Source organism: Sorangium sp. So ce128, from assembly GCF_051525245.1.
Classification (GTDB): Bacteria; Myxococcota_A; Polyangia; order Polyangiales; family Polyangiaceae; genus Sorangium; species Sorangium cellulosum_B.
The window spans coordinates 2,878,789-2,890,990 of the sequence record NZ_CP150313.1; the positions used below are offsets into that span (position 1 = coordinate 2,878,789).

The 12,202-nt window shown below is 70.9% G+C and carries 11 protein-coding genes; 2 read left to right on the top strand and 9 right to left on the bottom strand.

Translation table 11 applies throughout. The features are described from left to right. Positions 1 to 78: 78 nt before the first annotated feature. Positions 79 to 852, top strand: a complete 774-nt coding sequence (locus WME82_RS11245) for an esterase/lipase family protein (protein ID WP_438042826.1) — start codon at positions 79 to 81, stop codon at positions 850 to 852. A gap of 37 nt (positions 853 to 889) precedes the next feature. Further along, positions 890 to 1,456 (top strand): hypothetical protein, encoded by a 567-nt coding sequence (locus tag WME82_RS11250; RefSeq protein WP_438042827.1) that lies wholly within the window; start codon positions 890 to 892, stop codon positions 1,454 to 1,456. A 26-nt stretch (positions 1,457 to 1,482) separates the two neighbouring features. Here the strand turns inward: WME82_RS11250 and gcvPA are convergent, their stop codons facing one another. From gcvPA to WME82_RS11295, 9 genes are all read right to left on the bottom strand, one after another. After that, on the bottom strand, positions 1,483 to 2,847 hold the full coding sequence (gene gcvPA, locus WME82_RS11255) for an aminomethyl-transferring glycine dehydrogenase subunit GcvPA (protein ID WP_438042828.1): 1,365 nt from the start codon (positions 2,845 to 2,847) through the stop codon (positions 1,483 to 1,485). A 56-nt stretch (positions 2,848 to 2,903) separates the two neighbouring features. Continuing rightward, entirely contained in the window at positions 2,904 to 3,305 is a 402-nt protein-coding gene (gene gcvH / locus WME82_RS11260) for a glycine cleavage system protein GcvH (protein ID WP_438042829.1), read from the bottom strand. 88 nt (positions 3,306 to 3,393) lie between these two features. After that, on the bottom strand, positions 3,394 to 4,515 hold the full coding sequence (gene gcvT / locus WME82_RS11265) for a glycine cleavage system aminomethyltransferase GcvT (RefSeq protein WP_438042830.1): 1,122 nt from the start codon (positions 4,513 to 4,515) through the stop codon (positions 3,394 to 3,396). Positions 4,516 to 4,610: 95 nt separating this feature from the next. Further along, on the bottom strand, positions 4,611 to 5,153 hold the full coding sequence (locus WME82_RS11270; protein ID WP_438042831.1) for a hypothetical protein: 543 nt from the start codon (positions 5,151 to 5,153) through the stop codon (positions 4,611 to 4,613). Continuing rightward, a complete protein-coding gene (locus WME82_RS11275; RefSeq protein ID WP_438042832.1) occupies positions 5,150 to 8,794 on the bottom strand; it encodes a hypothetical protein in 3,645 nt (1,214 codons plus the stop codon). The genes WME82_RS11270 and WME82_RS11275 overlap by 4 nt, the downstream gene beginning before the upstream one ends. A gap of 16 nt (positions 8,795 to 8,810) precedes the next feature. Next, positions 8,811 to 9,410 carry a hypothetical protein gene (locus tag WME82_RS11280; protein ID WP_438042833.1) on the bottom strand — a complete coding sequence of 200 codons (600 nt, stop codon included), beginning with the start codon at positions 9,408 to 9,410 and terminating at the stop codon, positions 8,811 to 8,813. After that, positions 9,404 to 10,759, bottom strand: coding sequence for a PilW family protein (locus tag WME82_RS11285; RefSeq protein WP_438042834.1), 1,356 nt, complete (start codon positions 10,757 to 10,759; stop codon positions 9,404 to 9,406). The genes WME82_RS11280 and WME82_RS11285 overlap by 7 nt, the downstream gene beginning before the upstream one ends. Next, a complete protein-coding gene (locus WME82_RS11290; protein WP_438042835.1) occupies positions 10,756 to 11,361 on the bottom strand; it encodes a type IV pilus modification PilV family protein in 606 nt (201 codons plus the stop codon). Before WME82_RS11290 ends, WME82_RS11285 begins: the two co-directional genes overlap by 4 nt. Beyond that, positions 11,358 to 12,194, bottom strand: coding sequence for a pilus assembly FimT family protein (locus WME82_RS11295; protein ID WP_438042836.1), 837 nt, complete (start codon positions 12,192 to 12,194; stop codon positions 11,358 to 11,360). The genes WME82_RS11290 and WME82_RS11295 overlap by 4 nt, the downstream gene beginning before the upstream one ends. Positions 12,195 to 12,202 lie beyond the last annotated feature (8 nt).

Here is a 12,202-nt window from a genome sequence, read left to right on the forward strand (position 1 = left end):
GCGTGGCGCGCGCCCGCGACACAGCGCGTCGCGAGCCGCGAGGACGTCGCGCGACGGATCCATGGTAAGAGCCACCACGTGGCGAGGTGGTTCCGTGCGTCGGCCTTCGCGGCGACAGCTGGCAGGGAGGTGGCCTCGTTCGCGAGGCAGGCGGTCCTCCTGCCGTACGACACCCTCGCGCCGGTGATCCCTGACGGGGCGCGCGACGGCGACGAGGTGGTGGTCATCCTTCACGGGCTCTTCGCCTCCGCCGGCGTCCTCCGGCCGTTGCGCACGGCGATCGAGCGCCACGCCGCGATGTCTCGCGCCTCGCGGGCGCGCGGTCAGACGGACCCGGCGCGCGCCGAGCCGCCGTGGTCGGTCCACACGGCGACGATGTCCTACGCGCCGGGGCCCGGCGTCGAGGCGCTGTCGGCGCGCCTCGCGGCGCTCGTCGCGTCGCTGCCGGACGGGGCGCGCTTGCACCTCGTCGGCCACAGCATGGGCGGCATCGTGTGCCGCTTCTTCGCGCAGGAGGTCGGCGATCCGCGCGTCGTGCAGACCATCTCCATGGCGAGCCCGTTCGGCGGCATCCCGCGCGCAGCGCTGCTCGGCTTCGGCGGCGCGCGCGATCTCGACGCGTCGAGCCCGGTCCTCCGGCGCGTCCTCCTCGGGACGGCGCGGTCGAGCATCCCGCACCTGTCGATCATCGCGGGGGCCGACACGCTGGTCCGCTCGCCCATCGCGCACGCGCTGCCGGGCGGCGAGGTGCGGGTGATGGAGGGGCGGGGGCACAACACGCTCCTCTTCGATCCCGAGGTGGCCGCGCTCGTGGCGCGGCACATCGTCGAGCGGCGCGGCCCCGTGCGCTGACCTATCCCCGCTCGGCGCTTCGTGGTAGCTCGCTCGCGTGCGCTCGTCCATCGCCTGCCTCGCCGCCCTCGGGGCCTTGCTCGCCCCGCTCGCCTGGTCATCACCGTCGCGCGCGGACGCCTCCGCGTGGACCTTCGTGGGCGCCGGCGCGGTCGGCTGGAAGCAGGGCGAAAGCGACTTCATCTTCGACGGCGCGCTGTCGTGCGACGTCGGCGTCGGGACCACGCCCGATGCGCCCGTCATCGTCGGCGGCCTGATGCGCGCGACGCCGATCCTCGACAGCGGCATCGATCTCGCGCTGCTCGCCCGGGTCGCGACGCGCGGCTTCCAGGCTGGCCAGCTGGGCCTCGCCCTCGACGCGGGCGGCTACCGCCGCTTCTGGGGCGCAGGTTCCACGGGCGTGGCCGGCGCGCTCACGCTGGGCGCGCCGCTCGGCATCAGCCTCTCGCTCCAGGGGAGCTACGGGACCGACAATGCGATGGCGTTCGCCGCCATCGCGGGCATCGACCTGCTGCGTCTCACCGTCTACCGGCAGTCGCTCCTGCCGCTGTGGCCGAACCCGTTCCCCGCGCAGCAGCGCGGGCAGGACGTCGCCTCGCGCTGACGAAGGCGGGGGAGCGCTCCTCCGCTTCAGCCCGTGAACCCCGCGAGCCCCTCCACGAGCCGATCGAGATCCGCGCGGCTGTGCCGCTCGGTCACGGCGACCAGCAGCTCGTCCCGCCGCCGCGCGTCGATCCGCCCGAGATCGAGCCCCGCGATGATCCCCTGCTCGGCCAGCGCCCGCGTGAGCCTCCCCGCGTCCCCGCCGCGGACCTTCACGACGAACTCGTGGAACGTCGGCGCCGCCATCGGCAGCGAGTACCCGTCGAGCCGCGCGATCTCCCGCTTCAGGTGCTCGGCCTTCGCGAGGCACTGCTTCGCCGCCTCCACGAACCCGCGCTTGCCGAGCATGCACATCCGCATCGTGACCGCCGTCGCGCAGAGGCCGCTGTTCGTGCAGATGTTGCTCGTCGCTCGCTCGCGGCGGATGTGCTGCTCGCGCGTCGCGAGCGTCAGCACGTACCCGCGGGTCCCGTGCTTGTCGACCGTCTCACCGACCAGCCGGCCGGGCACCTGCTGGAGGTACTTGCGGTCGTTCCGGCACGCGAACAGCCCGACGTTGGGGCCGCCGTACTGCGGCGGCAGCCCGAGCGGCTGGCCCTCCGCCACCGCGATGTCGGCGCCGAGCGCGCCCGGCGACTCGAGCAGCGCGAGCGCGTACGGGTCCAGCGTGACCGTGATCAGCAGCGCGCCCTTCTGGTGGCACACCTCGGCCACCTTCCGGATGTCGCCCACGACGCCGAAGAAATTCGGATAGCCGACCACCACGCAGGCGGTCGTCTCGTCGATCGCCCGCGTCAGCGCCTCGACATCCGCCGTGCCGTCGCGGCCGACGTCGACCCCGACCAGCGACGCCTTGCCGGCCCCGATGCCGTGCACGTACGTCTCGACCGTGCCGATGTAGTCGGGGTGCACGCCCCCGGACAGGACCGTGCGCTCCCGCCCCGTCAGCCGGCGGGCCATCAGCACGGCCTCCGCGAGCGCGCTCGCGCCGTCGTACATCGACGCGTTGGCGATCGGCAGCCCGAGGATCTCGCTCACGATCGTCTGGAACTCGAAGATCACCTGGAGCGTGCCCTGGGAGACCTCGGGCTGGTACGGCGTGTAGGCGGTGTAGAACTCGCTGCGGAGCAGCAGCTGATCGGCGGCCGGCGGGAAATGGTGCTCGTAGGCGCCGGCCCCCAGGAACGAGAGCATGCGCCCTGCGCGGTTCTTCTGGGCGAGCTCCTCGAGGTGCCGCATGAGCGAGGCCTCGTCGAGCGAAGGCTCCATCGAGAGCGGGCGCGTGAGGCGCGCCTCCTTCGGGATCGCGCTGTAGAGCTCCTCGATCGACGACAGGCCGACGGCCTGCAGCATCTCGCTGATTTCCTCGGGCGTGTGGGGCAGGTAGCGCATGGTCTTGTGCAGCGGGAAACGGGAAGGGTGATGCGGAACGCGGAGGGGCGCGGCGCTCAGTGCGCCGCGGTCTTCAGGAGCTCGGTGTACGCGTCGGGATCCATGAGCGTGCCGAGCTCGCCCTGGTCCGAGGGCACGACCTCGATCATCCACGCCTTGCCGTAGCAGTCGTCGTTGACGAGCTCGGGGCGGCTCTCGAGATCCGCGTTCACGCGCTGGATCTTGCCGCTCACCGGCGCGAACAGATCGCTCAGCGTCTTGACGCTCTCGATCGTGCCGAACGCCGTGCCCGCGGTGATCGTGTCGCCCGGCTTCACGTCGAGGTTGACCAGCGTGATGTCGCCGAGCTGCTCGACCGCGAAGGCGGTGATCCCGATCACGACGAGATCGTTCTCCTGCTTGGCCCACTCGTGGTCCTTCGTGTACCGCCGGTCCGTTCGGACATTGTCGCTCGCCATGTGACTTCTTCTCCCTTTGCCAACCTGGATCTCTGGTCGCCGCGTGCGGTCGCTCGGATCGGCCCGCCGCGGCGCGCCTCGGCGCGGGTCAGGCCCGCTTGTAGAACGGGGTCTTGACCACGACCGCCTCGACCGAGCGCCCGCGGCAGTCCACCTGGAAGGCGGTCCCTACCGCCGCCATCGGCGCCGGCAGGTAGCCGAGCCCGATGTTCTTGCCGACGGTCGGCCCCGGGCTGCCGCTCGTGCAGACGCCGACCTTCGCGCCGCTCACGTCGAGCAGCGGGTAGCCGTGGCGCGCGATGCCGCGCCCCGTCATCTCGAAGCCGACCAGCTTGCGCGCGGGGCCCTCGTCCTTGATGCGCTGGAGCGCAGCGCGCCCCACGAAATCGCCCTTGTCGAGCTTCACCACCCAGCCGAGGCCCGCCTCGATGGGGTTCGTCGTCTCGTCGATGTCGTTGCCGTACAGCGACAGGCGCGCCTCCAGGCGGAGCGTGTCGCGCGCGCCGAGGCCCGTCGCCTCGAGGCCGAGCGGACCGCCGAGCTCGACGAGCGCGCGCCAGAGCCGCTGCGCGTCGGACGGCGAGCAGAAGATCTCGATGCCGTCCTCGCCGGTGTAGCCGGTGCGGGCCACGGTGCAGCGCACGTTGGCGAGCGTCGCGTCGCGGAAGTGGAACGGCGCGAGCTCGCGCAGCGCGGGGCCGTCACCGCCCGCGAGCGCGATGATGTCCAGCGCCTTCGGCCCCTGGAGCGCCATCATCGCCGTGCGATCCGACGCGTCCTCGAAGCTGCAGTGGCCCTGCGCCGCGCCCCGGATGTGGGCGGCGATCTTGTCGCGGTTCGACGCGTTGCAGACGATGAGCCACTGCCGCGCGTCGATCCGGTACACGATGAGGTCGTCGAGGATCGTTCCGGCCTCGTTGCACGCGCACGTGTAGAGCGCGTGTCCGTCCTCCAGCTTCTTCACGTCGTTCGTGACGAGGTAGTCGACCACCTGTCCGGAGTGCTCGCCGCTCAGGATGATCTCGCCCATGTGCGAGACGTCGAACAGCCCGGCGGCGGTGCGCACCGCCTTGTGCTCTTCGGTGACGCCTTTGTACTGGACTGGCATCTCCCAGCCGGCGAACGGGACCATGCGGCCGCCGAGCTTGATGTGCTCGTCGTAGAGCGGCGTCCTTCGGAGCGGAGCGGTGGGGAGCGGCTTGGTCGACACGGCCGCGATCTACTTCGAAAGGTCGGAGATGTCGACTGGCGCCGACTGGCGCAGCGGCCCCGCGGCGCTGGAGGTCGAGGCCGCCGCCGCCGCGCTCACTCGAGGCGGGTGGGATCGATCACCCTGCCGTCCGGCGTGAGCCCGCTGCGGCGCCAGCGCTCCTCGACCGACAGGCCCTGCTCCGCGGGCGCCCGGGTCTCGTCGCGGATGACGAGCTCCGAGACGTGCGCGCGCGAGACGACCTCGATCCGGATCATCCGCTGCGGCGCGCTCTTCACGGTGGCGCGCGAGAAGATCGTCTTCGCAGGCCCGGTCTCGACATTTCCGGCGAGGACGCGCGTGCGCACGTAGTTCGCCACCCGTTCGGCAGGGATTTCCCCGACGGCGAAGACGGCATCGGCGAAGCGCGCGCGCACCTTCATGCGGCGCGGGATGGGCAGGCCGAACGCCTGCTCGGTCCCCTCGGCGAGCTCGCCCGGCAGCGCCTGGTCGACCGGCGGCTTCGGCGCCGCGGCCTCGCTCGCCTGCGGCGCCGGCGCCGACGTGCCGGCGTCGCTGCGGCAGGCGGGCGCGGCCGAAGCGCACGCGACGAGCGCGGCGAGCGCGCCGCCGGCGCGCGACAGGCTGGCTCGCGTCATTCGATGAGGGTGGCCCACGAGTCGATCTTAACGACCTTGCGCGGCCGCTGCAGCGTCCTCGTGCTCGTTCGCGTCGCGCCCCCCTGGGCGTCCGCGTCGCCGGCGGCGCCGGTGTGGAACACGAGCTGGTACTCGGGCGGGGTGGAGTGCCGGACGATCGTCTGCGGGCCGAAGTACGGATCGGTGTAGTTCTCCGTATCCACGCAGGTCGGCTTCTGGGTCACGGCCACGCCGAAGACGATGGTGCCCGGCGACTGCAGCTCGAAGCGCTCCGGAGGCGCGAGCGGATCGACGACGAGGCAGCCGTTCGGGAGCGCGGGCGAGTCCGTGTTGCCGAGCAGGTAGTCGACGCCCCAGATGGCGCCGCGCCCGTCCGCGCACGCGTAGGTCCCGGGCGCGACGGGCGTGAACGTCGCGAAGTACGCGCAGCCGTTGAAGAGGGAGATGGGCCCGGTCACGCGCTGGCCGCCCGTGAAGGGGACGACCCAGTTCTCGCTGAACCGGAGGCTGGTGTTGTGCGGTCGCTCGGTGATCGACCAGACCCGCGTCTCGATGGCGCCGCTCGCCGTGAACGCCTCCTGATCGCCGGTGGAGAACAGGATGACCTTGTTGCCGAGCGGATCGGTGCTCACGATCGGCGTCGTCTGGATCGGCTGGCTGCTCGCCGCGCTGTCGGTCGGGAACGAGTACGCGTCCCAGGCGAGGTCCACGGTCCAGTTGTCCGGGTTGGTGCTCGTCAGGCTGACGCGCCAGAGCGTCCCGTCGGCGTCGCCGACGTAGATGCGCTCGGCGACCTCGCCGACGCCCGCCGGGAACGGCACGGGGACGCCGGTGATCGGCGAGTCGAAGTCGACCTCCGTGGTCCGCGAGGCGATCCCGGCCGGGGCCTCGGAGGGGAGGCCGCGGAACGTGCGGAGGATCTCGCCCGTGTCCAGCCGGACGATCGTGAGCGAGCGCGCCGGGCCGACGGGGCCGCCGGTGCCCGCGCTGCCCCAGCACCGGACCGAGTCGCGGACCGCCAGGGTGCCCGTCGGATAGAAGAGCGGGTGCGCCGTGTTCTTCCGGTTGCACGCGGGCTGGCTCGTATCGAGCGGGGCGGAGCCGCCGGGCAGGATGGCGACCGCGATCTCCTTGATGTGACCGCCGTCCTGCATCTCCACCATGCCGATCGCCGGCGTCGGCGTCGCCTCGCCGAACAGCGGGGTGCCGGCGTCGTCGGTGGACAGCTGCCAGAGGAACCGCGGCGCCTTCGGGTTCGTCACGTCGAGCGCGTAGTAGAAGCTGCCGCCCGCGCCGCCGCTGGCGAGGAGCACGGTGTTCCACGTCGCGTTGGCGCTGCTCACCTGCGCCGACGTGCGCTCGAAGACGACGTTCTTCACGACGGGCGCGCCGTCGAGCAGCAGCGATTGCTGGTTGAACGTCGCGAGCAACCGGGGGAGCACGTGAGGCGGCAGGAACGACCAGAGCTCGTTGTTCTCGACCTTGTCCACCTTGAGCGCGTCCGACGCGGTCGCCGCGGTCACCTGGAAGGCGTGCAGCTGCCCGTCGGTCGTCGCCGTGTAGAGCACGAGCGGCCGGGTCGCCTGATCGGGGTGCTCCGCGAAGGCCCGGTAGGACTCGTCGGGGATGTAGTCGTTCGGCGGCCCCACGACGACCGGCGTGGAGTGATAGATGCTGCCGAGCACGTTGCCCTCGCGGGAGGCGACGCCCGAGGGCATCGGCGCGCCGACCTCCCACTCGATGAGGCGCCGGGCGCAGTCCGCGGCGTTGGTCGCCTGCAGCCCGCCCGAGCACTGCGGCGGGACGGCCGCGCTGGGATCGAGGTCGAGCGCGCGGGACGCGCTGGAGAGATCGGTCGCGAACGCCGTCGCCTGCGCGGGCGCGCCGCTGCCGGTCACCGTGCCCGTGTAGCTGCCCAGCCCGTCCGTGGCGACGGTGGCGGGGCGGATGCTTCGGCTCGACCAGATGCGCTGCGCGGTGGTGTCCAGCTCGCCGATCACGGTGAAGAACTGCCGCGGTTGCCCGGTGTTCGAGTTGACGTTGGCCGCGAAGTCATCGCCCTTGCCGGGGTCGATGTCCTTCAGCTGCGTCGTCATGACGCCGCTCACGGCCTCGCAGACGAAGCGCTTGCGCTCGAGGTTGCCGCTCCAGAGCGAGCCGTCCGGCGGCGGGCTGAACGAGGAGGCGAACTGGTAGGCGACCCCCTCGTCGGTGCTGCCGTTGTTCGCGGTCGTGGTCGCATTGGCGAAGACGGGGAGGGTGCGGCTCGTCGAGTTCGCGGCGATCTGCGCGAAGATCCGCGACATCACCGCGGAGAGCTCGTTGGCGTCGTCCGGGAAATAGCCGCGGTCGGTCCCGCCCTCGATGGCGATGCGCGAGAGCGTGCAGCACGCCTTGACCGCGCCAGCGGCGTTGTCGCAGCGCCCGGCGGGCAGGAAATCAGCGCTGGAGATCGTCGCGCAATTGAATGTCGGATCGCCGAGCTCCTGCCGCGCCTGGGTGGTAAGGCCGAACCCGACGGTATAGGTAGGCACGCGCCGGTTCGGGTTGACGTGGGAGTTGAGCGACTGGGCGAGGACGTGCGGCTCCTCGTAGGGACAGCCCGTCCCATCGGGGCCGGGGCCGGTGCCCTGTGTGCAGGTCGGGCGCAGGTCGAGGTTCGGCTCGCCGTCGGAGATGAGCACGATCGAGGTCTTGCGGCAGCCGCCGCTGATGAACGGATCGTCGCGCGGCCCGAGCGGCCGACTCTCCCATGTCGAGGCCTCGTTCAGGATGTAGTCGCGCGCGTCGGACAGCATCCCGGCGAGCGGCGTCGCGCCGTAGGGGCGCATCGCGATGAGCGCGTTCTGGATGCTCTCGTTCACGCTGCGGATCTCGGTGGTGTCCGCTGTGTAGGTCGGGAAGGGGATGAGCGGCCCTTCCCAGAGCGGTGCGGACGGGTTCCTGGCGCCGACCTCCATGTCCGCGGGAGCGCAGGCGGGCGGGTTGCCCCGCGCCGGGTATCCTGCGCCGGTCTCGAACCCGAGGAAGTAGCTCCACATCCCCTCGATGCCGCCCACGGGATCGGGAGCCCCGGAGAGGAGCCCGGTGCTCGCGTCGGGGAGCGTGTCGAACGTCATGAGCGAGAACCGGATCCGATCCTGATAGACGTCGAGCAAGCCGGAGTTGAGCTGCGTGAACGGCGTCGTACAAGGAGTGGCCGCGTTGTCCCAGCGATGCTCTCCCACCAGATCGTAGGTCGCCCCCGGGCCCTTCGTGCAGTGGCCCGAGATCATGCGATGGAACGGGATGTAGTAGTTCCTGTCGTAGGGCGGCTCTCCCCCGAGGCTGAACTCGTTGACGAACGCGGTGCTCGTGCGGGGCTGCGCGACGCAGCTGAAGTCCTGGATCGGGCCCGTGAGCGACTCGACGAGCTTCATCCAGCGGCTCTTCAGGGCCTCGGAGGCGGGGGGAGTGCCTGGGTTGCAGTCCGGCTCCCCGCCCGCCACCGTGTTCTCCATCGAGCCCGACGTGTCGACAAGCAAGAGCACGTTGGGCAGCGGCGGCTCCACATCCATGGCCTGCGCGCGTGCGCGCCCCGCGACGAGGCCGAGCGTCGCCGCGGAGCTCATGGTGACAAGGACCTTCGTCAGGTTTCGCATCGTGCGCTCCGGTTCGTCACTTCGAGCAGAGGATATCGGCAACGACGGACATGGATTCCTGGCTGCCCGCCGTCGCGATGGCGGAGCCGCCGGGCCAGGCGATGAGCCGCGCGCTCATGGTGACCGTGCAGTAATCGACGCTCACCGGGTTCGGGCCGCCCATGTCGCTGCCGGCGCGGTTCCCTATCGCAGGCCTTATCTTATCAGTGATCTCCACCTTGGCGATCCACTGGACGTCGGCGCGACCAAGGCTCCCGGGCGTCTCCGGCGGGCCGGCCGCGGGCGGCTCCAGGAGCGGCTCTGTCGCGTCGAACGTGTGCGGCAGGAGCGGCCAGCACGCGTCGGTGATGACCGAGCAGCTCGTCGACCTGGGGATCATCTCCAGGCCTCCCTTCTGCTCGATCTCGGCGATCGCGAGCTGCATCGCGTACTCGGTGAGATAGTGGGTCTGCGTCATCCGGCGCTCGTGGCCGCTGGCGATGGTCGACAGCGTGGCCGCGTGGGCCGCGAACAGGCCGATCGCGGTGAGCATCGTGATGACCAGCACGACGATGAAGACGGCGGCGCCCCGCTCGCGGGAGCGCCGTCGGGACCGGGCGATGCTTGTGTTCACCATGGGACGTAGGCCTGGTTGGGGAGCGCGATGTCGGCGTAGAGCGTGCGCATCCGGGCGTAGACCGGCGGCGATCCGGAGGGCGCCGTGTTCCCATAGGTGTTGGCGCCCGCGGCGATGCCGGGGATCAGGAACCTGAGCCTGCGGCCATCCGGGCCCACGGGGACGGGGAGGCCGACGTCGCGATCGGGCGCCCGGGTGCGGGTCGAGAGCCGGACCTGGACCGACCGCACGCGCTCCGGATTGGCCCCTGGCTGGTCGTTCGCGGCGGCGTTGGTGTACACGAGCGCGTTGTCGGTCGCCATGATGGGAAACCGCGTGATCTGCGGATTGGTCACTCCGGGCACGGCGCCCTGCGTTGCGACGGAGATCCCGAACTTCAGATCGACGGCGTACTCCGCGATGAGCTCGAGCGTGTCCGGGAGCTCCTGATCGTTCTCGTCGAGCTCGACCCGCACGAGCTCGGTGCGGCCGTTGTCGCCGGTGAGCGCCGGCGTGACGGGCGCCACGAGAGCGTCGTAGGCCGTCCCCTTGTTGTAGAGGCTCCGGATGTCGTAGCGGACGCGGGAGACGACGTTCACCCATCCTCCGTCGCCGGTGGAGCCGCCGGGGGTCACGCCACAATCGGCGAGCCCGACCAGCGTCGGCAGGCCGGGATCAGCCTTCAGCAGGATGGAGATCTGGATGGGCGGATTGCCGATCACGTTGACCTGATCGATGACGCCATATAGGAACTTCTCCTGACCGCGGACCATGATGCGCAGGAAGCGGTGAGGGGCGAAGATCTGGGTCAGGCTCTGCCCGCCGCCCTGCGCGCGCGCGAGCGTGCGCTGCACGGCGGTGCTGTTCGGGTTGAGCTCGACGACCCAGTCGCCCGTCTCATCGCTGATCTTCCTGAACTCGAACAGCTCGGTGCTGTTCAAGCTGCCGCCGATGATGATGGAGTCAGGATGCAGGTCGTTGGCCACCGAGCTCTGGCTGAGCTCCGACCCGTGGAGGAACTCCGACCCTTGACGCAGGATCGAGATCCCGGCGAGGCGCCTCAGGCCGACCGGCGAGGGCGGGACCTGACAGACCTCCGGGTCCTGGAGGATGTTGGGCGACGAGAGGTAGGCCGCGCGCTGCAGGTCCGCGGTGAGCCGGTTCAGCCCGATCGTCGCCGCGAGGTGCGAGGCGGAGGCCCTCGCCTCGTTCTGGAAGAAGCGCGTCGCGTTCTTCGAGAGCAGGAAGGCCGCCAGCGACACGACGAGGCCGGCGGCCATCGCCACGAGCAGCTCCACGAGCGTGAAGCCTCGCTGTCCTGAGGCCCGCGCGCGCGCGGGGTGGTGGATGATGTGTCGGGTCGTCTTCATCGCTCGCTCGTGTTCCGGAGCACGCCGGTCGTCAGGTAGACCGCGCCGAAGCGCCCCGGGTCCGTGTCGACGTCGAACGGGGTGATGATCGTGCAGTTGATCGGGTTCCCGCTGCGCTCCCAGACGACGCGGATCTCGGCGCGGATGAGGCTGTCCCAGATCCGCGTGCCCGACACGGGATCGGTGAACTGGCGGAAGCGCACGTGCGTGCAGAACGCGGACGCCGACGTGTCGCCCGGGTAGATGTCGGCCCCGAGCACGTCGGCGCTCGGCGACCCGAGCGCGATGATCTCCGTGGGGGTCACCGTCGTGAACGGGGCGGTGGTGCTGAGCGCGAGCCAGGCGGTGTCGGTACCGAGGTCGGTGTTGGGGTCGGTCAGGGGCTGGTTCCACTGGAGCGCGTCCACCCGCAGCCGCTCTGCCCAGGTCATGGCGATGCTGTTGGCGATCGCGAGGTTGCGCGCGTTCGTGTTGCTGATGAGCGTCGCCTTCTGCAGCGCGAGCACCCCGGTGGCGCCGATCGCGAGCACGCCGAGCGCCGCCATGACCTCGATGAGCGTGTAGCCGCGGCTCGCCGCCCTCCTCGCACGCGCCGCGCTCACAGCCCGAGCCTCGCGACGCCGTTCGGCGGGACGAAGACCGAGCGCTGGAGGCCGGTCCTTGTGTTGGTCACGTTCACCCGGAGCGCGCCGAGCAGCGGCGCGAACGCCCCGGCGGGGTCGTAGCGGACGAACGTCCGCCCCCGCGGCGTGAAGCAGACGTCGGCGTCGTCGCGCGCCGCGCCGGCGGGATCGAGCAGCTGCATCGCCGCCAGCTCGATGCCCATGGTCTGGAGCGTCGTGACCGGCTCGGTCAGGGCCGGGTCCATCCAGTTGGCGACGCTGAGGCAGCTCGTCGCGATCAGAGAGCCGGCGGCGATGTTGTCGACGTTTGCCTGCCGCACCTGGAACACGCCTGTCGAGGCGGTCCACCGCACGAGGACCGCCGCCCCGCGCCCGATCGCCTGGTAGCGCGCGAGCCGGTAGATGCCGCTGATCTCCATCGCGGTGCGGTTCACGCGGCGATCGCGCATGCCGCTCACGAAGCTCGGCGACGCCGCGGCGGCCAGGATGCCGATGAGGACCACCACCGCGAGCAGCTCCGGCAGGGTGAAGCCGCGCGCGCCACGGCGGCGCAGCGCGCGCTGCCCCGGAGAGCAGGCCCGCGGTCGATCGGAATCACGAGGAGGAGGTCGCGAACAGGAGGGAGGACGCACCAAAGGATCGGCAAAGGCAAGCTGCATGCCCTCGGCGGGGGGCGCTAAGCCATGGAACTTCATGGTGAATCTCTCAAAGCGATTCGCCGCGGGCGCTAACGATTGCGGCGCTATGAAAAAAGGTGCAAGGCGAACAGGCCATGCGATTCCCGCCCGAAAGGTGTTCACCGAGAGGCCCATTGGACCAC